This window comes from Luteimonas sp. TWI382 (assembly GCF_039674545.1).
Lineage (GTDB): Bacteria > Pseudomonadota > Gammaproteobacteria > Xanthomonadales > Xanthomonadaceae > Luteimonas.
This window is the reverse complement of record NZ_JBDJNS010000032.1, coordinates 12643-33285: the sequence shown is the minus strand read 5'-3', so window position 1 is coordinate 33285 and position 20643 is coordinate 12643. Positions and strand designations below refer to the sequence as shown.

Below are 20643 nucleotides of genomic sequence, written 5' to 3'. Positions count from 1 at the left end.
CGACACCACGCCGCCCCCCCCAGGGCGGCGTTCTTCGTTCGGGTCGGGCCCAGGCGCTTAAACTCCCCGGATGCCCGTCTTCCTCGCCCGCCTGCTGTACCTGCTCGCCACGCTGGTCGGTCTGCTGCCGCACATCGTGCAGCGCGTGATCGCTGCAGCTTCTGCAGTCCTCGGCCGCACGTTCGCGATCCGCGAAAGCCGCGTCGCGCTGCGCAACCTCGAACTCGCCTATCCCGAGCTCTCGCCCGATGAGCGCAAGGCACTTTGGCATGCGGTGCTGCGCACCACCGCGCTGCAGACGCTCGAGACACTACGGCTGTGGACACGACATCCGGCGCGCAACCTGCGCATGATCCGCGAGCAGCACGGCGTCGGGTTGTTCGATGCCGCGCTCGCCTCGGGCCGGGGCCTGATCGTCGTCGCGCCGCACTACGGCAACTGGGAGCTGCTCAACCAGTGGCTGGCCGCGCGCACGCCGATCTCGATCCTCTACCGCGCCCCCGAATCGGCAGTCGGCGAAGCCTTCCTGCGGCTGGTGCGTGCGCGCGCCGGCGACGCTACCCGCGTGACCCAGGTGCGCGCCGAGGGTCCGGCGGTGCGCCAGTTGTGGAAGACGCTGCGCGACGGCGGCGTGGCCGGGATCCTGCCCGATCAGCAGCCCAAGGCCGGCGACGGCGAGTTCGTACCGTTCTTCGGTCTGCCGGCGCTGACGATGACGCTGGTGCCGCGGCTGGCCGAACGCACCGGCGCGACCGTGCTCTACGCCTACTGCGAGCGCCTCGGCGATGGCCCCGGGTTCGCACTGCGCATCGAACCGGCGCCCGAGGGTATCGCCGATGCCGACGTGCCGCGCGCCACCGCTGCGCTCAACGCCGGCGTCGAGCACATCGCCCGACGCGACCCGGCGCAGTACCAGTGGACCTACAAGCGCTACAAGGCGCGGCCGTCGGGTTCGCACGACGACAACCCCTATCTCGACCTGGAGCGCCGCCGATGACCCTGCCGACCGAGGGCCGCGACGACGCAGCGGCCGCGCCGTCGCCGCCGACATCCGTCGCAGAGGCCGCCCCCCCGGTCGACGTTGGCGTCTGGCAGCCGCTGCCGGTCGCCGCACGCACGCTATCGACGATCACCGCGCTGATCGGCACGCTGCTGCCGCTGGCGGCCCTGCTGGTGCCGGGACTGCTCACGTTCGGACGCTCGCCGCTCTCGCTGGCGGCACACGCTGGCGCGCTGGTGCTGTTGCCGGCATGGACGGTGTGGATCGCACGGCGGCGCTGGCTGCGCACGCGCTGGCGGCTCGACGACGACGGCCTGGGCATCCGCCGCGGGCACCTGTGGCGCAGCGACGTGCGCGTGCCGGGCAACCGCGTGCAGCATCTGGACATCCGGCGCGGCCCACTGGAACGCGCGTTCGGCCTGTCGACGCTGACCGTGCACACGGCCGGCACCCGCAACAGCGCGGTAGCGCTGTCGGGTCTGGCGCACGCCCAGGCCGAGCGGTTGCGCGATGCGCTGGCCGCACGCGCGGCGCGTGACGACGACCATGACGACGCCTGAGCCGCCGCCGCTGCCGCCGCTTCCCCCTGCGGCGAGGCCCGACGATGCCGAGCGCCGGCTGCATCCGGCCTCATGGCTGTTCGTGCTGTTGCAGAACCTGCGCCAGTTCATCGTGCCGCTGATCGTGCTGCTGGTCGCCGGCCGGCGCGCCGACGACGGCCCGGCGTGGCTGCCGCTGATCGGCATCGGCGCGCTGGTCGCGGTGTCGGTGTGGCAGTACCTGACGTTCCGCTACCGCATTGCCGATGATCGCTTGGTCGTGCGTAGCGGGCTGCTCGAGCGCAGCGTGCGCCAGATCCCCTATTCGCGCATCCACAACGTCGCGATCCACCAGTCGCTGCTGCATCGCCTGGTCGGCGTGGCCGAGGTCCGGCTCGAGTCGGCCGGCGGCACCCGACCCGAGGCGCAGATGCGGGTGCTGCGCCTGCCCGACGCGCTGGCGCTGGAGCAACTGATCCGCGACCGTGGCCGGAGCGATCCGGGCGCGCCGCAGCCGGCGTCGATGGCTGCGCCCGGCGACACGCTGCTCGCGCTGTCGACGGCCGAGGTCGTCAAGCTCGGGTTGATCTCCAATCGCGGCATGATCGTCGTCGCCGGTGCGCTGGCGCTCGCGTTCCAGGCGCTGCCCGACCGCACCGCCGGCCGCTGGCTCTTTGAGGGCGGGCGCGAGGCCTTCGGCTACGCCAACACCTTCGCCGCAACCTGGATGGCGAAGACCCTGGTGCTGGCCGGCGCAGTGGCACTGGCGCTGCTGGCGATCCGCGCGTTCTCGGTGGCGCTGGCGCTGGTGCGCTACCACGGCTTCCGGCTGCAGCGGCAGGGACGGCGCCTGACCGTCGAGCGCGGGCTGCTGAGCCGGTCGCGCAGTTCGGTACCGCGCCGACGCATCCAGGCCTGGACGCTGCGCGAAGGCGTGCTGCATCGATTGTTCGCGCGGCGCACGCTGGAGATCGACACCGCCAGTGCGCGCGGCAGCGATGGCCAGGGGCAGCAGGACGGCCGCGTGCTCGATGCGCTGGCGCCGATCGCGACGGCCGCGGCCTGCGACGCGATCGTCCGCGATGTTGCGGCGCTCGCCAGTTGGCCGCCGACGCACTGGCGGCCGCTGCATCGCCGGGCCTGGCTGCGGCTGGCGCTCGGCGCGTGGCTGCCGACCACCGTGCTGTGCGGGGTACTGGGCTGGTTCTTCGGCCGCTGGGGCCTGCTCGGCCTGCTGTGGCTGCCGTGGTCGGCGTTCGTCGCGCATCGACATGCGGCCCGCGCCGGCTACGCGATCGATACCGCGATGGTCGCCGTACGCGAGGGGTGGTGGCGTCGGCACTGGCGCTTTGCCGAGATCGGCAAGCTGCAGGCGGTGGAGCTGCGTCAGTCGCCACTGGACCGGTGGACCGGCATGGCCTCGCTGTGGCTCGACACCGCCGGCGCGCAGCCCCTGGCACCGCAGCTGCGGGTGCGCTTCGTGCCGCTTGCCGAGGCCGAACGCCTGCATGCGGCGCTGTCGCGCGAGATCGCCCGGCGACCGCTGCGCTGGTAGCGCGTTGTTGCAGGTCGTTTAAATGAGAATGAATGTCATTTATAATGGGCGACTGCATCCTGCCACCTCAGGCGCCCCATGCTTTCATCCTCCTCGCTCCGCCCATTGGCCAAGTGGCTGATCGCCGCCCTGACCGCGCCGTCCATCGCCGTTGCGGCCGAGCCGCCGCAGGCCACCGATCTCGACGCGGTGCGCGTCGTCGGCCGCGCACAAGCGCTCTATCGCAGCGACGACGCTGCGGTCGCGACCCGCACCGGCACGCCGCTGTCGCAGGTCCCGGTCTCTGTCCAGGTGTTGCCGCGCGAGCTGATCGACGACCAGGCGGCCTACGAGGTCACCGACCTGTACCGCAGCATCAGCGGGGTGAGTTTCTTCAGCTACGCCGGCGTCACCTTGCGCGGCTTCCGCCAGGAGAACGTGCTCTACGACGGGCTGCGTGGCGACCCCTACGCGGGCTTCTCGGTACCGCAGTTGTTCAACATCGAGCGGCTGGAAGTGCTCAAGGGACCGGCCGGCGCGCTCTACGGCGGCGGCGAGCCCGGCGGCATCATCAATTACGTGACCCGCAAGCCGCAACGCCGCGCATTGCGCCGGGTCGAACTGGCGGCCGGCAATGCCGCCTTCGCTGCCGGTTCGCTCGAGGCGACCGGCCCGCTGTCCGACCGTGTGCGCTACCGGGTCGGCGTGCACGCCGACGGTGACGAGGGCGTGCGCTGGAACGCCGACAGCGAGAGCCGGATCGGCGACGCGTCGCTCGCCTTCGACATCGGCAACACCGGCGAACTGACGCTGCAGGTGACCGACATCGAGCAGAACCTGGGCGGCAACCGCCTGCGTGGCGTGCCAGTCGACGACGATGGTGTTTTCCTGACCGATCGCCGCTGGAACCACAACGAGGCCACGGACTTCCTGGACATGGACGCGCGGGTAGCGCTGGTGCAGTACCGCGCCTCGCCGTCGGCGGACTGGGACGTGGACCTGGCGGCGCGCTGGTTCGAGAACAGCGAGCACCAGATCTACCACGAGCCGATGGGACTGATCGACCGCGACGGCGACGGCCGCGCCGAATGGATGACCCGGCAGTTGCGCAACCAATGGCGCGACAACACCGGACTCACCTTGGCCGGCAACGCGGTCTGGCGCTTTTCGACCGGCACGCTCGGCCACACGCTGCTGTTCGGGGCGGACGGTTACCGCCTGGATGCCGACTTCGCCGCCCAGACCGCCAACAGCGCCGACCTGCATCGCGGTGCCGGCCCGGTGCCGGGCATCGACCTGCGCGCGCCCAGGTACGGACGCAGTTCGTACCTCGACTACGGCCTCGACGCCCTGCCCTGGCGCAACACCCGCACGCGCGGGCTGCGTTACGGCGGCTACGTCCAGGACGAGATCGCGATCACACCGCGCTGGCAGGTGCTCGCCGGGCTGCGCTGGGACGGCTTCGAGGACGAGAACCGCATCGGCAGCAGCCGGATCAAGGGGAGCGACCTGAGCTGGCGTCTGGGCAGCACGGTGACGCTGCGCGAAGGCATCAACGCCTATGCCAATGTCGCCAGCGGCTTCCTTCCGCAGGCCACGTCCAACCAGGACCCGGCGGCCGGCGGCCCGTTTGATGCCGAGCGCAGCCGCCAATGGGAGGCCGGCCTCAAGACCGCGCTCGCCGACGGCCGCCTGACGCTCGGCACCGCGCTCTACCGCATCGAGCGCAGCAATATCGTGCAGGCCACGGGGGGCGTGGTCGATGGCGTCAACCAACTCGCACCGCTGGGCCTGGTGCGCAGCGAAGGCGTTGAGGTCGACCTGCTCGCCGACTTGACCGCGCATTGGGTGCTCAACATCGCCTACGCCTACAACGACGCGCGGGTGATCGACGCCGGCAGCAACGGCATCACCAACGCTTCCGGGGACCGCTTCGCCAACGCGCCGCGCAACAAGCTGGGGCTCTGGACCCGGTACGACCTGCCGGCACTGGCCTCTGCGGTCGGCTTCGGCCTGGACCACACCGGCGAACGCCTGAGCATGGACGGCCAGCGGGTCAAACCCTATACCGTCTTCGACCTGAGCTGGCAGACGCACTGGCAGCGCTGGAAGTTCCAGGCCAACGTCAAGAACCTCTTCGACAAGGTCTATGCGGCCAGCGGCTTCACCGAACGCACCGGGCATTTCCCCGGCGAGCCGCGACGGCTGTACCTGCAGGCCGCATACACGTTCTGAGCCGATGCCCGCCGACGCGCCCGCCCACCGCCAGCGCCCGCCCGCCGCAACGAAGAAGGCCAGCGGCCGACGGCTGTGGTTCGACCTGCACAGCTGGGTCGGACTCAAGCTGTCGCTGCTGATGGGCTTCGTGTGCCTGACCGGCACCTTGGCGACGGTATCGCAGGAAATCGACTGGCTGATCTTCCCCGAGGCGCGGGTCGCCCCGTCCACGCAGCACGCGAGCTGGGGGACGCTGGTGGCCGCGGTGCAGCGCAGCTATCCGGCGTGGACACTCGAATCGCTGGCCGCGCCGCACGCGTCGCGCTTCGCTGCCCGCGCGGTGATGCGCCTGCCCGATGGCGAGCGCCGCTTCGTCTGGGTCGACCCGGCCACCGGCCGGGTGACCGGCGACACGCCCTGGTTCAATGCCCAGCGAATCCTGCGCAATACCCATCGCCATCTGATGCTGCCGTTGAAGATCGGTGTGCCGCTGGTGGCGGCGCTGTCGCTGCCACTGCTGCTCTCGCTGGCCACGAGCCTGGTCATCTACAAGCGCTGGTGGCGCGGGTTCGGGACCTGGCCGCGCGGCGACCGGCCGCGCCGGCTGTGGGGCGATGTGCATCGTCTTGCCGGTGTCTGGAGCCTGTGGTTCATCGCACTGATCGGGCTGACCGGAGCCTGGTACCTGGTCGAATCGCTCGGCGGCGATGCCGGACCTGCGGCGAAGATCGCGCTGCCCGAGGTCCCCGCCGCGGCGCCCGCCGATCCGGCAGCGATCGACCACGCGATCGCCGACGCGGCGCGGCGCTGGCCGCAGTTGCAGATCCGCGGCGTGCACGAGGTCTCGTCTGCATCGCTGCTGGTCGACGGCCAGGCGCAGGCCTGGCTGGTCCGCGACCGCGCGAACGCGATCGGCTTCGATCTGCGCGACGGCACGGTCGCCGGCCTGCGCGACGGCCGCGACATGGGCCTGCACCAGCGCATCGCCGAACTGGCCGATCCCCTGCACTTTGGCACCTTCGGCGGCTGGCGAGTGCGCTGGCTGTGGTGCGTGTTCGGCGCGATGCTGACCGCGCTGTGCGCAACCGGTGTCTACCTCTACGGCCTGCGTGTGGCCGACGCCCTGCGCGCTGCGCAGCGCCGGAGGCCGGCGTGACGCCGCCCGGCCCCTGGCGGACCGCCTGGCGCGGGATGGGACGCTGGCGGTGGGCGTGGCTGGCGTTGCTGGCGCTGTGGCTGGCGATGCTCACCGCTGCGCTCGCCGCCTGACAGACCTATTGTCCCGCTGTCGTATCGCTGCGTCGTATCATCCTTCCGATCGCCCCGGCACGTCCGGGCGCCTTTCTGCCGAGTGTCTTCATGTCCATCCTGATCTGCGGCGGCGCCGGCTACATCGGCAGCCATATGGCCAAATGGCTCCACGCGCGCCGCATCCCGGTCACGATACTCGACAATCTTTCCACTGGGCATCGCGAGGCGGCACGTCATGGCGGAGGCCGGTTGATCGAGGCCGACCTGCTCGACCCCGCAGGCCTCGATGCAGTGTTCAAGAGCGGGCCGTTCGACGCCGTCATGCACTTTTGCGCGAGCTCGTTGGTAGGAGATTCGGTACGTCAGCCGCTCGACTACTACGACAACAATGTCGTGGGCACTCTCAACCTCCTGCGTGCCATGCGCCGCCACGGCGTTGGACGCCTGGTGTTCTCGTCGACGGCGGCTGTATTCGGCGAACCCATCCGCGACCGTATCGACGAGTCACACCCGACCATGCCGATCAATCCGTACGGTGCCAGCAAGCTGATGGTCGAGCGCATCCTGCGCGACATCGCCCAAGCCCATGGACTGCGATCGGTCGCGCTGCGCTACTTCAACGCCGCAGGCGCCAGCCCCGACGGCTTGATCGGTGAGGCCCACTCGCCCGAGACCCACCTCATTCCGAACGCGATCGCTGCCGCGCGTGGCAGCGGCCGCCTGCGCATCTTTGGCGACGACTGGCCCACGCCCGATGGAACCTGTGTGCGTGACTACATTCACGTCGACGATCTGGCCAAGGCCCACTGGCAAGCGCTGGACTACATGGATGCGCACGCTGGCGCGCACGCGTTTAATCTTGGCAATGGCCAGGGCTTTTCAGTGCGCGAGGTCGTAGCGGCGGTCGAGCGGGTCGGTGGCCGCCCGGTGCCGATCGACATCGTCGCACGACGTCCAGGCGATCCGGCGGTGCTCGTGGCGGCCAGCGCACTGGCCCATCGCGAGCTGGGCTGGCAACCCGACTACACCCGACTCGAAGACATCGTGGCCACCGCATGCCGCTGGCATAATGGTCCAGGCTTTGCAACCTGACAACGCGCCGTGGCCGCGGATCGCGCATATCATCCCGCTACCCGGTCCTGCATGCCGATGATCGGAACGGCTTATCCGCCGCTGTCTTGCGTCGTCTGCACGGTGTCACTGGCAGCCAACGCGATGAAAAGAGCCTGGTAGCGCGCGTTCATCCGCTCGCGACCGTACGCCTCGAATGCCCGCGCTCGTCCCGCCGCTCCAAGGCGACCGGCCCAGGCATCGTCGCGCAACAGGCGCTCGAGCGCGTCGGCCAGCGCAACGGGATCGGCGTGCGCGACGAGCACACCATCATGTCCGTCATCGATGACCTCGCGCACGCCCGGGACCGCGCTGCCAACCACCGCGCATCCGGCCGCCATGCCCTCGATCAACGCCAGCGGCATGCCTTCGTAATGCGTGCTCAGCACCGCAATGCGATGACCCAGCAAAAGTTCGGGAACGTTGCGACACAGACCGAGAAAGCGGACTTGGCCATCGAGTTCCAACTCGCCGGCCAGTCCTTGCAACAATTGGCGGTAGCGCGGCTTGCCGGCGCCGGCGAGCAGCACGGGGGGCTGCAGCCCTCGTTCGCGCAACAGCGCGACTGCACGCAGAAGCGTGGCGTGGTCCTTCTGCTTGGACAGCCGCGAGACCATGACGATTCCGGGCACCCGGTCTGTGATCGGATGCGTCGGCGCATCGCGAAACGGCGCCAGTGAAATGCCGTTCTCGATGGCGATGGTGCGCTCGGGCGGCATGCCCATCTCCAGCAGCACCTGACGCACGCCTTCCGAGCAACCCACGATTCGCGACGTGCGCTGCGCCAGCCAGCGAGTCTGCGCGCGCCGCCAGGCGCTGTAGCGCTCGCGGGTGTTGTGTTCAACATGAACCAGGTGCGGCACGCGCGCGAGCAGGCCGGCATAGCGACCCCACAGATGCTCGCTGAACCCATGGGCGACCAGCACGTCGGGACGGAACCGCTTACAAACCGCCACCAACGCCCAGATGGTCGCGGCATGTGACCAGCCGGGCACGACCTCGAGCGGCAATCCTGCCGCTTGCAACTCCGCGATCCGCGCCGGGTCGGTACGTCGCTTGCGACGCAACACCAACAGCGGGACCACCTGATCCTCTACGCGGGCTGCGTTCACCAGTTGGATGGCGACCTGAGTTGCCCCGCCCGAGAAGCCGCCGGTGACGAAATGAAGGACTCGCACGGGAGCGGCTACCGTCGTCACATCCATCCGCGCGACACCAAGCTGTGCTGGGCACGCGCCGCGCGCAGCCACCATCCGCGTAGCCGGCAAACCGCCAAGGCATGACCTGGTCCTTTGGGAAACAGACGGCGTAGTGCCTGCTTACAATCCTGCTCCAGCACGCGGTCCTCCTTCGGCACCTTACGTGCCAGCGATGAGAACGTACGGAGATTGAAGTAATCGATGGCCAACTCGGCTTCATGCCCAAGCCCGCCCGGCAGGCTCGTCAGGTCGGCATGCAGCTCGCACAACGAAGCGAGCAGATCACGAGTCTTTCGCGCCTCCATCGTGGCCATGATGCTTCCGCCACGCTGCCGGTAACCGATCCAGGGCTGGGCCACGTGCGTCCAGGTCCGGACCCCCGCAATCAGTTGTCCCAGCACCGCCATGTCTTCGAAGGTCCGCCCTTCCGGAAAGTGCACACGCTGCCAGACCTCGCGTCGGGCGATCTTCGACCATACATGTAACTGCCTGCTTTCCAAAATGCCGGTCACGAGCGTATCCCGATCGACGCCGGACGATCCGCGCGACGGACCGGAAAATGCACTGCGATGCAACTCGCCACGCAACCGGTGACGTAGCCCGAAATTTTGTCGCAGTAGCCTGTAATCGCACAACACCAGGTCCGGCGACGTGTCGACCGCCAACCGCAGGGAGTGCAGGCTCCCAGGCAGGATCACGTCATCCGAATCCAGGAGCCACACATAGCGGCCACGCGCATGCGCCAGCAATGTGTTGCGCGCCGCCGAAAGGCCGCGATTGCGCTCGTGCGTCACTACCGCAACCCGCGTGGGATAGCGCGCCGCCAGTTCGGCCGCAATTGCCGCACACCCGTCGGGCGATGCGTCGTCGCACAGGATGACCTCGATACCGCCGATGGCATCAGGATCCTGAGCGAGTACCGACTCGATACTCTCCCGAAGGTAGGCCTCGACGTTGTAGAACGGTACGAGGACGCTCAACCAAGGGCGATTCGACATGCGCAGTGTCCGGCGAGAGAACGTGTCAGATCAAAATTGGCTCGGTCGCATTGACGATATCTCCGCCGCCGCACCGTGCCTACGCTTAGATTCGATCAGCGCAGATTAGCGCCTCTTAAGCCGCGCATAGAAGAAGCCGTCCATACCGTCCTCACCGGGTAGGCGCTGGTGACCTGCACCGGTATCGCGGCCGAAGCCCGCGTCCAGCGGCTGCACCGCGAAGTCGGGATGTCGGGCCAGGAACGCCTCGACCTGCGCGGCGTTCTCGCGCCGCAGGATCGAACAGGTCGCGTACAGCAGTACGCCGCCGGGCGCGACCGTCGGCGCCAATGCGTCGAGCAGACGCGCCTGCAGCGCGACCAAGGCTTCCAGATCGGACGCGCGCCGGTGCAGCAGCACATCGGGCTGGCGACGCACGACGCCGGTCGCCGAGCACGGCGCATCGAGCAGCACCGCATCGAATGGCGTGCCGTCCCACCAACGCCCCACCTCGAGCGCGTCGACCGCGCGCAGCGTGGCCTGCTCGCCCACGCCGAGCCGGGCGAAGGTCGCGGCGATCCGCGCCACGCGCGGCGCGGCGACATCGAGCGCGGTCAGCCGCAGGGCCGGATCGCGCTCGAGCAGGTGCGCACTCTTGCCACCGGGCGCGGCGCAGGCGTCGAGCACGCGCGCGCCCGCGGCCGGTGCCAGCGCGGCGGCGACCTGCTGGGCCGAGCCGTCCTGGACCGAGAACAGACCGTCGGTGAAGCCGGGCAATGCGGCCACCGCGAACGGCGCATCCACCCGCAGCGCATCCGGCAGCCCTGGAGACGCGACCGCCTCGACGCCCGCCTCGGCCAGCGCGGCGATGCAGGCCGCGGGCGTGCTGCGCCGACGGTTGACCCGCAGCCAGGTCGGTGCCTGCGACGCGCTGGCCTCGAGGATCGCTTCCCAGGCATCCGGCCAGTCCTCGCGCACCTGGGCCAGCAGCCAGGCCGGCCAGCCATCGCCGGGCGCCGGCGGTGGCAGGCCGTCGCGCTGGGCGCGGCGCAGCAGCGCATTGACGAGCCCGGCCTGGTGGCTGCGGCCCATCGCGCGCGCAGCCTCGACGGTCGCCGACAGCGCGGCATGCGCCGGCAAGCCGAGCGGGTCGAGCTGGGCGAAGCCGACATGCAGCAACGCACGCAGCGACGCGTCGCGACGCGGCAGCGGACGCGGGATCCACGCCGCGAGCGCACGATCGTAGCGGGCGGCGCCGCGCAGCGCGCCGAAGCAGATCGCCTCGAGCAATGCGCGGTCGCGCGGATCGGCGAGCGTCGGCAGCGCCGTGGCCAACGCGGCCTTGAGCGAGGTGCCGCGGTGCGCGACCGCATCGAGCACCTGTGCGGCCTGCACGCGGACCGTGGCGCCGGGGGCGCCCATGTCAGGCCTGGCCCGCCGGGGCGGCGACCAGCGCCTTGAGGTCCTGGCGGGCGTTGAGATAGTCGGCCGCAGCGACGACCTTGCCGCCGGCGCGCTGCAACCGCAGTACGCGCAGCGCGCCGTCGCCGCAAGCGATATCGAGCCCGTCGCGGCCGGCTGCCAGCAAGGTGCCCGGTACGCGGTCGTGGGCGAGCGGCAACGCCTGCGCCGCATGCACGCGCACGCGCTCACCGGCGAGTTCGGCCTCGGCGATCGGCCAGGGGTCGAACGCACGCACGGTGTCGGCCAGTGCGCGCGCCGGGCGCGTCCAGTCGAGCCGGGCCTCGGCCTTGTCGAGCTTGTGGGCGTAGGTCGCGCCGGCCTCGGCCTGCACTTCGGGCACCGGCCGGATGCCGGCACGCAGCAGGCCCAGGCCGTCGGCGAGCACCTGCGCACCGAGCTCGGCCAGGCGATCGTGCAGGCGGCCGCCGGTGTCGTCGGGCGCGATCGGCGTCGATTGCCGCAGCAGCACCGGCCCGGTGTCCAGCCCCTTCTCCATCTGCATCAGGCACACGCCGGTCTGGGCGTCGCCGGCCTGGATCGCGCGCTGGATCGGCGCGGCACCCCGCCAGCGCGGCAACAGCGAGGCATGGACGTTCCAGCATCCCAGGCGCGGAATGTCGAGCACCGCTTGCGGCAGCAGCAGGCCGTAGGCGACGACGACCATCAGGTCGGGCTCAAGCGCCCGCAGCGCATCGAGCACCTCGCCGCCGCGCAACCGCTCGGGCTGACGCACAACCAGCCCGCGCTCGAGCGCTGTCTGCTTGACTGGCGAGGCCGTCAGCGCGCGCCCGCGCCCGGCCGGGCGATCGGGCTGGGTGTAGACGGCCACGACCTCACGCCGCGCATCGGCAGCGAGCAGCGAGGGCACGGCGAAGTCCGGGGTGCCGGCGAAGACGATTCTCATGGGACGGGAATGGAGATCCGGGGAGCGTGGAGTCTGGAGTCGGGAATCGAACCCGGCGGGCTCGGAGAAACGGATGACGGGCTCGACGCTGCGAATCCCCGCCCCCGCCTGCTTACTCCCGGCCCTTGCGCAGCTTCTCGAGCTTCTTGAGCGCCCGATCGCGCTTGAGCGGCGAGAGATAGTCGATGAACAGCTTGCCGTCGAGGTGGTCGATCTCGTGCTGCACACAGGTCGCCAACAGGCCGTCGACGGTCAGCTCGAACGCCTTGCCGTGGCGGTCGAAGGCCTCCACGACGATGCCGTCGGCGCGGGTCACGTCGGCGAACACGCCCGGAATCGACAGGCAGCCCTCGGTATGCACCCGCAGGTCGGCCGAGCGGTCGCGGATCGTCGGATTGACGAACACCAGCGGCTGGTCGCGCGTCTCGGTGACGTCGATGACCATGAAACGCTCGTACGTATCGACCTGGGTCGAGGCCAGCCCGATCCCCGGCGCCTCGTACATGGTCTGGAACATGTCGTCGAGCAGGCGCTGGAACGCCGGGTCGGCGAAACGGTCGGCGGGCACGGGCGCTGCGACCTTGCGCAGGCCGGTGTCGGGGTATTCGAGGATCGGGAGCAGGGCCATGGATTGGACGGCGTAGGCGGCAGCGCGCAGGCGGAAGCCGGGCATTGTAACGCGGCGCGCAGTTGCTTCCGTTTCGCGGTTTCAGGCTATATTGCGGCGCTGCAAGGGGAGAAACCCAAGGGGAGCTGTAGATGGCCGGCACGCTCGAACGCCTTTCCCGAACGCTCCGCACGGTGTGTGCCGTCGCGCTGCTGACCGTGACCACGTATGCCACGGCCCAGCAACTGCGCGGCGATCATCCCGACACCTATGTCGTGGTGCGTGGCGACACGCTATGGGACATCGCAGGCCGCTTCCTCGACCGTCCGTGGCTATGGCCGGAGATCTGGCAGGCCAACCCGCAGATCGCCAACCCGCATCTGATCTACCCGGGCGACGTGATCAGTCTGGCCTACCTGGACCGGGTCACCGCAACCGTGCGCCCGGGTCCGCGCACGACCGCGCAGGCGCCGATCGATGCGGTCTCGCTGTCGGACATCGAGCCGTTCCTGAAGAACCGCAGCATCGTCTTCAACTTCGACCACCTGCCCTACGTGCTCGGCAGCGAAGGCACCCGCCTGCGCGGCAGCATCGACCGCGACATCTACGTCAAGGGCCTGGAGAACGCGCTGCCCGGCCAACGCTACGCGGTGCAGCGACCGGCGACCGAGTTCTACGGTGCCCGGCGCGCGCGCGACCTCAACTACCGCGGCAAGCGCGTCGCCGGCGAAAGCCACCTGTGGCGGCAGACGCTGCCCCGCCTGCGCGGCCAGGATGCGTTCCTGGGCGTGGAGATGGTCCAACTGGGCGTGGGCACCGTGGTCTCGGGGCCCACCGAGGACACCGACGCCACCACGATCGCGCTCGACGGCGGCGGCTTCGAGGCCCGCCCGGGCGACCGCGTGGTGCCGGTCGACCCGCAGCCCTACGACCTGCAGTTCTTCCCGCACGCGCCGGCCGCCGACACGATCGCCGCCGACGTGCAGGTGCTCGCGGTCGCCGACACGCTCATCACCGGTGGCCCGCGTGACGTGATCGCGATCTCGGCCGGCCGCGCGTCGGGCATCGACAACGGCACGGTGTTCTCGATCTGGAACAGCGGCGATTACATCGTCGACCGCGTGCGCCATCCCAACACCTCGCGCATCGACGCCGCGCCCGACCGCGGCTCGCGCCGCGACCGGCTGCCCGACGAGTACGCCGCGCATGCGATGGTGTTCCGGACGTTCGACCATGTCAGCTACGCGCTGGTCATGGAAGGCACCAAGCCAGTCCAGATCGGCGACCGTCTCAAGCACCCTGACGCGACCCACTGACCCGCGCTGCGGGGTCATGCGCCCAGCACCGTCGCGCGCGGGCGTTTCCGACCCGCACACGGGGCATGCGCCGACGGCCAGCGCGCCCAGGCCGGCCTAGCCTGGGCACATGCCCGACACCGCCCCTACCGATGCCGACGCGCTGCTGCGGCTGATCCATGCCGGCGGCCCGCTGGCGCCGCGGCGCGAGCTGCTCGACCGCCACGGCGGGCCTGCAGCCGCACTCGCCGCCGGCGCCGACGCCTGGCGCGAAGCCGGCCTGGACCCGGCGCAATGCCGTGCACTGCGCACGCCCGATCCCGATTGGCGCCGCTCGCGCGCCTGGCTGCAGTCCGCGCCGAGGCGCCACCTCGTGGGCTGGCACGCGCCCGACTACCCGGCGCTGCTGCGGCGCGCGCCCGGCCCACCCTTGGCGCTGTTCGTCGATGGCGATCCCACCCTGCTTTGGCATCCGGGGGTCGCCGTGGTCGGCAGTCGCGCGCCGACCGCGGCCGGGCTGGACACCGCCGCCGCATTCGCCCGGCGGTTCGCTGCGCAGGGGCTGGCGGTGTTCAGCGGCCTGGCCGGCGGCATCGACGCCGCCGCCCACCTGGCCGCGCTCCAGGCGGGCGGCGTCACGGTGGCGGTGCTCGGCAGCGGCATCGACCAACCCTACCCGCGTTGCAATGCCGGCCTGCACGCGCGGATCGCGGTCGAAGGCGCGGTAGTCAGCGAGTACCCGCCCGGCACGCCCGCGCGCCGCGCACAGTTCCCCAGCCGCAACCGCATCGTCGCCAGCCTTGCGCTCGGCACCCTGGTCGTCGAAGCAGCCTACCGCTCGGGCGCCTTGATCACCGCACGCCTGGCCGGCGAGGCCGGTCGCGAGGTGTTCGCGATCCCCGGTTCGATTCGCAACCCCAAGGCCCGCGGCTGTCATCGCCTGCTGCGCGACGGGGCGATGCTGGTCGAATCGCCGGACGAGGTGAGCGCCGCGCTCGGCCCGGTCGCCGCCGACCTCGCCGATGCCTTGCGCGGGCGCCTGGCCGCCCCCATCGAAGACGAGGCGGCGGCCCCGGCGCCCGCCGTTCCGTCCTCAGACCCCGACTACAACCGCTTGTGGCAGGCCCTGAGCCACGACCCAAGCGGTATGGATGAACTGATCGCCCGCACCGGATTGACGGTCGCACGTGCGTCGGCCATGCTCCTGGCCATGGAGCTGGATGGACGCCTCGACGTCGCGCACGGTCGCTATTGCCGAAAGTCCTGAATGACGCGCCTCTTGGGGCGCAGGCCGGGGAATATGAAAGAAAGCATCCTGGATGTCCTGCTCTATCTGTTCGAGCACTACTTCACCGAGGACGCGGACCTGGTCCGCGACCGCGACTCGCTGCAGAGCGGTCTGCTGCAGGCTGGATTCAGCCCGGCGGAGACCAGCAAGGCCTTCGACTGGCTCGACGCCCTGGCCGAGCAGCGCCCTGCCGTGTCGGAGGTCCGCGCGAACGGGCCCACCCGCGTGTATTCGGCCCCCGAGATCGACCGGCTGGACGTCGAGGGCCGCGGCTTTCTGATGTTCCTCGAGCAGCACGGCGTGCTCGATGCCGACCAGCGCGAACTGGTGCTCGACCGCGTGATGGCGCTCGACCAGGACGAACTCGACCTCGACGACCTCAAATGGGTCGTGCTGATGGTGCTGTTCAACCAGCCCGGCAGCGAGGCGGCCTACGCCTGGATGGAAACCCAGATGTTCATCGACGAACCCGAGCCGGTGCACTGATCCGGCCGCATGCCTGACCACCCGCGATCACCCGGTCTCGTTGCGCTGCCGCGCAACGGGGACGAATCGCGCTGCACGGGTTAGCATTCCGCCCACGACGCCCGTGCGGCCGGCCAGGCCAGCGGCCATCGCGTTGCAGGGGCAGGCGGTCCGCAAGGCCGAGTCGCACCGGCTCCATGGGCTCCCGACATCGGGCACGCGCCGCGTGTGCCGATGCCTCGCCTGCCGCAACACGGTGTCGCTGATGGTCTGACGGCGGCACGCTGGCGCAGGCCGCGTGCGATGCGTGGCTGCAGCATCGTGCCCCTTCGTCTTGCCGCAGCCGCGGCATCGCTCCCCGCACAGGATCCGCCCCGATGACCGACTGGTTCTACGCCGACACCACGCATGCCCGCCGGGGACCGGTCCCGGCCACCGAACTGCTGCGCCTGTACCAGGCACGCCAGATCGACGACAGGACCCTGGTGTGGCGCGATGGCCTGGCCGAGTGGGTGCCGCTGGACGCGGTGCGCGGTGAGTTCGCCAGTGCCGCCTCCCCGGCCCCCGCGGCATCGGAATGGGCCCTCGAGGCGCTGGCGCCCGCGGAAGCGAACGTCGAGGGGGCCCCGGCGCCTGGCGATGCCTGGCGCCCGGTCACCGAGAGCGCGCATACCACCGCAGTCGCTCCTGCCGGCGCCATGGCCAGCGCCTCGCCCTACGCGCCACCGACCGCCCCGGTGGCCGGCGCCGCTGCAGTGGTGCGCGGCGGCCCCGTGTTCTACGCAGGCTTCTGGAAGCGGGTCGCAGCCTATCTGATCGACGGTCTGGTCGTGGGCATCATCGGCATGGTGATCGGCGGGATCGCCCTCGCCGTGCTCGGCGGCATTCTCGCCGTCGGCGGCTCAGGCTCGGCCGGGAGCATCGGGTTCGTGCTGGTCCAGGTCCTGTCCAACCTGCTGTCGATCGCCATTGGCGCGCTCTATTACGCCTGGTTCCACGCCTCGAACATGATGGCCACACCGGGCAAGATGGCAGTGGGCATCAAGGTCGTCCGCTCCAACGGCGAGCGCATTTCGCTGCTGCGCGGCATCGGCCGCTATTTTTCGACCATCCTCAGCGCACTGATCCTGATGATCGGCTTCCTGATGATTGTCTTCACCGAGCGCAGGCAGTCGTTGCACGACATCATTTGCGACACCGTGGTGGTCGACAAGTGGGCCTTCACCGACCGGCCCGACTTGCAGCACGATGGCCTGGGAACGGTGGCGATCGTCGTGCTGGCGATCTTCGGCGCCCTGTTCGGACTGGGGCTGGTCGCGATCGTGGCCGCCCTTTTGTTCGCTTCGATGTGAACCCCGGCAGGGCTCGCGCTTGACAGCCCTGCCCGCCCGTGATTCCACTATAAAAGCAACCGACCGCCCGGGGCCCCGCCCCGGGCGGCGGCGTCTTCACACCTTTCGGGGCGCCGGTCCAACGGCGCACCCACGGATGTCGCCCCCATGGCCAAACACCTCCTCATCGTCGAGTCGCCCGCCAAGGCCAAGACGATCAACAAGTACCTCGGCAACGACTTCCAGGTCCTGGCGTCCTACGGCCATGTGCGCGATCTGATCCCCAAGGAAGGCGCGGTCGACCCCGACCACGGCTTCGCGATGCGCTACGACCTGATCGAGAAGAACGAAAAGCACGTCGAGGCGATCGCCAAGGCCGCGCGCGGCGCGCAGGACATCTTTCTGGCGACCGACCCGGACCGCGAGGGCGAGGCGATCAGTTGGCACATCGCCGAGATCCTCAAAGAGCGCGGGCTGCTCGAGGACCGGTCGCTGCAGCGCGTCGTGTTCACCGAGATCACGCCGCGGGCGATCAAGGAGGCCATGCAGAAGCCCCGCTCGATCGCCGGCGACCTCGTCGATGCGCAGCAGGCGCGTCGCGCGCTCGATTATCTGGTCGGCTTCAACCTCTCGCCGGTGCTGTGGCGCAAGGTGCAGCGCGGGCTGTCGGCCGGCCGGGTGCAATCGCCGGCGCTGCGACTGATCGTCGAGCGCGAAGAGGAGATCGAGGCCTTCATCGCGCGCGAGTACTGGTCGATCGAAGCCGCGTGTGCGCATCCCTCGCAGAGCTTCAGCGCGCGGCTGGCCAAGCTCGACGGGCAGAAGTTCGAGCAGTTCACGATCACCGACGGCGACACCGCCGAGGCCGCCCGCGCGCGCATCCAGGCCGCCGCGCAGGGCGCGCTGCACGTCACCGACGTCGGCGCCAAGGAACGCAAGCGCCGCCCGGCGCCGCCGTTCACGACCTCGACGCTGCAGCAGGAAGCCTCGCGCAAGCTCGGCTTCACCACGCGCAAGACCATGCAGATCGCGCAGAAACTCTACGAGGGCGTGGCGCTCGGCGAGGAGGGCACGATCGGCCTGATCACCTACATGCGTACCGACTCGGTGAATCTGTCGCAGGACGCGCTGGTGGACATCCGCGACGTGATCGCGCGCGACTACGGCACCGCGTCCCTGCCCGACCAGCCCAATACCTATCAGACCAAGTCCAAGAACGCGCAGGAGGCCCACGAGGCGGTGCGTCCGACCTCGGCGCTGCGCACGCCTTCGCAGGTCGCGCGCCACCTGACCGACGACGAGCGCCGCCTCTACGAGCTGATCTGGAAGCGCGCGGTGGCCTCGCAGATGATTCCGGCCACGCTCAACACCGTGTCGGTCGACCTGGCCGCCGGCAGCGAGCACAGCTTCCGCGCCTCGGGCACGACGGTCGTGGTGCCGGGCTTTCTGGCGGTCTACGAGGAGGGCAAGGACACCAAGGGCAAGGATGACGACGACGAGGGCCGCAAGCTGCCGCAGATGAAGCCGGGCGACCGCGTGCCGCTCGACCGCATCCTCGCCGAGCAGCACTTCACGCAGCCGCCGCCGCGCTTCACCGAAGCCGCGCTGGTCAAGGCGCTCGAGGAGTACGGGATCGGCCGCCCGTCGACGTACACCTCGATCATCCAGACCCTGCTGTTCCGCAAGTATGTCGAGATGGAAGGCCGCAGCTTCCGGCCCAGCGATGTCGGCCGTGCGGTGTCGAAGTTCCTGTCCAGCCACTTCACCCGCTACGTGGACTACGACTTCACCGCCAAGCTTGAGGACGAGCTCGATGCGGTCAGCCGCGGCGAGGAGGACTGGATCCCGCTGATGGAGAAGTTCTGGGGGCCGTTCAAGGAGCTGGTGGTCGAGAAGACCGAGTCGGTCGACCGCACCGAGGCCACCGGCGCGCGCGAGCTGGGCACCGACCCCAAGACCGGCAAGCCGGTCAGCGTACGGCTGGGCCGCTTCGGGCCGTACGCGGCGATCGGCAGCACCGCCGAGGACGCCGAGGACAAGCCCAAGTTCGCCTCGTTGCGCCCCGGCCAGAGCATGCACACGATCACGCTCGAGCAGGCGCTCGAGCTGTTCCTGATGCCGCGCATCCTCGGCGAGGACAAGGGCGAGCAGGTCAGCGTGGGCATCGGCCGTTTCGGTCCCTTCGCCAAGCGCGGCAGCACCTACGCCTCGCTGAAGAAGGAGGACGATCCGTACAAGATCGACCTGACGCGCGCGGTGTTCCTGATCGAGGAGAAGGAGGAGATCGCGCGCAACCGGATCATCAAATCCTTCGATGGCAGCGACATCCAGGTACTCAACGGCCGTTTCGGGCCGTACATCAGCGACGGCAAGCTCAACGGCAAGATCCCCAAGGACCGCGAGCCCGCGTCGCTGACGTTCGAGGAGGTCACCCGCCTGCTCGAGGAAACCGGCAAGCCGGTGCGCAAGGGGTTCGGCGCCAAAAAGGCCGCCGCCAAGAAAGTCGCGACGAAGAAGGCCGCGCCCGACAAGAGCCCGGCTGCGAAGAAGGCCGCGACCAAGAAGGCACCTGCGAAGAAAGCCGCCAAGAAGACCGCGAAAAAAGCGACGAAGAAGGTCGCCAAACAGGCGGTCGCCCCGCCTGAGCCGGCCAAGTCGCTGCTGACGCCGGCCAAGGTCGCGCCGGGCAAGAAGCGCGTGGTCAAGGCCGCGGCCGACGACGCCGCGCCGTTCTGACGCGCGGCCGGCATCGCGCATGTCCGCCCTCGCGCGTCTGGACATCGCCGCCGCGGCCGCCGTGCTCGCGCGCGGCGGTGTGATCGCCTACCCCACCGAAGGCGTGTGGGGGTTGGGCTGCGCGCCGTTCGACGCGGCCGCCGTGGGTCGCCTGCTCCAGATCAAGCGCCGGCCGGTCGACAAGGGGGTCATCTTGATCGCCGGGGAAACGGCGCAGTTGGCCGACATCGCCGACTGGCCCCGGCTCGCGCCCGAGCGCCGCGACGCGGTGCTCGCTTCCTGGCCGGGCCCCAACACCTGGATCGTGCCGGCGTTGCCCGGCGTTCCGGACTGGCTGACCGGTGACCATGCCGGCATCGCGGTACGCGTCAGCGCCCATCCGGGCGTCATCGCGCTGTGCGCCGCCTTCGGTGGGCCGCTGGTATCGACCAGCGCCAACCTCTCGGGCGAGCCGGCCGTGCACGAGGCCTCCGCGCTCGACCCGCGATTGCTGGCGCAGATCGACGGTGTGGCCGACGGGGAGACCGGCGGACGCCGCGCGCCGTCGACGATCCGCGACGCCGCCACTGGACGGGTGCTGCGCGGCTGACGGCCGCGGCCCGGATCGACCTGCATCGGGGCTGGTGCCGCGTCGCAATGGTTGCATCGGAAACGTCTGAAGTGCTGCGAATAGCGTATTGCCGCACTGCACAAACTGTGCTCTATTCGATGGCCCGACGTGGATGC

Annotated in this window: 16 protein-coding genes and 1 pseudogene; 12 read left to right on the top strand and 5 right to left on the bottom strand. The window is 70.0% G+C overall.

What is annotated here, in order from left to right:
- Nucleotides 1-70 precede the first annotated feature (70 nt).
- The 6 genes and pseudogenes from ABE505_RS15520 to galE all read left to right on the top strand — a co-directional run bounded on the left by ABE505_RS15520 (nucleotide 71) and on the right by galE (nucleotide 7633).
- A complete protein-coding gene (locus ABE505_RS15520) occupies nucleotides 71-997 on the top strand; it encodes a lauroyl acyltransferase (RefSeq protein ID WP_346441619.1) in 927 nt (308 codons plus the stop codon).
- Nucleotides 994-1560, top strand: coding sequence for a PH domain-containing protein (locus ABE505_RS15515; protein ID WP_346441620.1), 567 nt, complete (start codon nucleotides 994-996; stop codon nucleotides 1558-1560). Before ABE505_RS15520 ends, ABE505_RS15515 begins: the two co-directional genes overlap by 4 nt.
- Nucleotides 1547-3094, top strand: a complete 1548-nt coding sequence (locus ABE505_RS15510) for a PH domain-containing protein (RefSeq protein WP_346441621.1) — start codon at nucleotides 1547-1549, stop codon at nucleotides 3092-3094. The genes ABE505_RS15515 and ABE505_RS15510 overlap by 14 nt, the downstream gene beginning before the upstream one ends.
- 174 nt (nucleotides 3095-3268) lie before the next feature.
- A pseudogene (locus tag ABE505_RS15505) lies at nucleotides 3269-5308 on the top strand (TonB-dependent receptor); the annotation flags it as partial.
- 4 nt (nucleotides 5309-5312) lie between these two features.
- Nucleotides 5313-6446, top strand: coding sequence for a PepSY-associated TM helix domain-containing protein (locus ABE505_RS15500; protein WP_346441622.1), 1134 nt, complete (start codon nucleotides 5313-5315; stop codon nucleotides 6444-6446).
- 203 nt (nucleotides 6447-6649) lie between these two features.
- Nucleotides 6650-7633 carry a UDP-glucose 4-epimerase GalE gene (gene galE, locus ABE505_RS15495; protein WP_346441623.1) on the top strand — a complete coding sequence of 328 codons (984 nt, stop codon included), beginning with the start codon at nucleotides 6650-6652 and terminating at the stop codon, nucleotides 7631-7633.
- A 71-nt stretch (nucleotides 7634-7704) separates the two neighbouring features.
- Here the strand turns inward: galE and ABE505_RS15490 are convergent, their stop codons facing one another.
- The 5 genes from ABE505_RS15490 to def form a co-directional block, all read right to left on the bottom strand.
- Nucleotides 7705-8856 (bottom strand): glycosyltransferase, encoded by a 1152-nt coding sequence (locus tag ABE505_RS15490; protein ID WP_346441624.1) that lies wholly within the window; start codon nucleotides 8854-8856, stop codon nucleotides 7705-7707.
- Nucleotides 8847-9848, bottom strand: a complete 1002-nt coding sequence (locus ABE505_RS15485; RefSeq protein ID WP_346441625.1) for a glycosyltransferase family 2 protein — start codon at nucleotides 9846-9848, stop codon at nucleotides 8847-8849. The genes ABE505_RS15490 and ABE505_RS15485 overlap by 10 nt, the downstream gene beginning before the upstream one ends.
- A gap of 105 nt (nucleotides 9849-9953) precedes the next feature.
- Nucleotides 9954-11249, bottom strand: a complete 1296-nt coding sequence (rsmB, locus tag ABE505_RS15480) for a 16S rRNA (cytosine(967)-C(5))-methyltransferase RsmB (RefSeq protein WP_346441626.1) — start codon at nucleotides 11247-11249, stop codon at nucleotides 9954-9956.
- A 1-nt stretch (nucleotide 11250) separates the two neighbouring features.
- Complete coding sequence (gene fmt / locus ABE505_RS15475) at nucleotides 11251-12195, bottom strand: methionyl-tRNA formyltransferase (protein ID WP_346441627.1); 945 nt, start codon at nucleotides 12193-12195, stop codon at nucleotides 11251-11253.
- 112 nt (nucleotides 12196-12307) lie between these two features.
- Nucleotides 12308-12823, bottom strand: coding sequence for a peptide deformylase (gene def, locus ABE505_RS15470; RefSeq protein ID WP_346441628.1), 516 nt, complete (start codon nucleotides 12821-12823; stop codon nucleotides 12308-12310).
- A gap of 131 nt (nucleotides 12824-12954) precedes the next feature.
- Between def and ABE505_RS15465 the strand changes: the two genes are divergently transcribed.
- The 6 genes from ABE505_RS15465 (at nucleotide 12955) to ABE505_RS15440 (ending at nucleotide 20506) form a co-directional block, all read left to right on the top strand.
- The gene (locus ABE505_RS15465) at nucleotides 12955-14118 is read left to right on the top strand and encodes a LysM domain-containing protein (protein WP_346441629.1); all 1164 of its coding nucleotides are present in this window, start codon (nucleotides 12955-12957) and stop codon (nucleotides 14116-14118) included.
- Nucleotides 14119-14227: 109 nt separating this feature from the next.
- On the top strand, nucleotides 14228-15364 hold the full coding sequence (gene dprA, locus ABE505_RS15460; RefSeq protein ID WP_346441630.1) for a DNA-processing protein DprA: 1137 nt from the start codon (nucleotides 14228-14230) through the stop codon (nucleotides 15362-15364).
- Between the two features lie 33 nt (nucleotides 15365-15397).
- A complete protein-coding gene (locus ABE505_RS15455) occupies nucleotides 15398-15871 on the top strand; it encodes a DUF494 family protein (protein WP_241944127.1) in 474 nt (157 codons plus the stop codon).
- A gap of 356 nt (nucleotides 15872-16227) precedes the next feature.
- A complete protein-coding gene (locus ABE505_RS15450; protein WP_346441631.1) occupies nucleotides 16228-17202 on the top strand; it encodes an RDD family protein in 975 nt (324 codons plus the stop codon).
- 147 nt (nucleotides 17203-17349) lie between these two features.
- The gene (locus tag ABE505_RS15445; RefSeq protein WP_346441632.1) at nucleotides 17350-19917 is read left to right on the top strand and encodes a DNA topoisomerase I; all 2568 of its coding nucleotides are present in this window, start codon (nucleotides 17350-17352) and stop codon (nucleotides 19915-19917) included.
- A 19-nt stretch (nucleotides 19918-19936) separates the two neighbouring features.
- Nucleotides 19937-20506 (top strand): Sua5/YciO/YrdC/YwlC family protein, encoded by a 570-nt coding sequence (locus ABE505_RS15440; RefSeq protein WP_346441634.1) that lies wholly within the window; start codon nucleotides 19937-19939, stop codon nucleotides 20504-20506.
- Nucleotides 20507-20643: the final 137 nt, after the last annotated feature.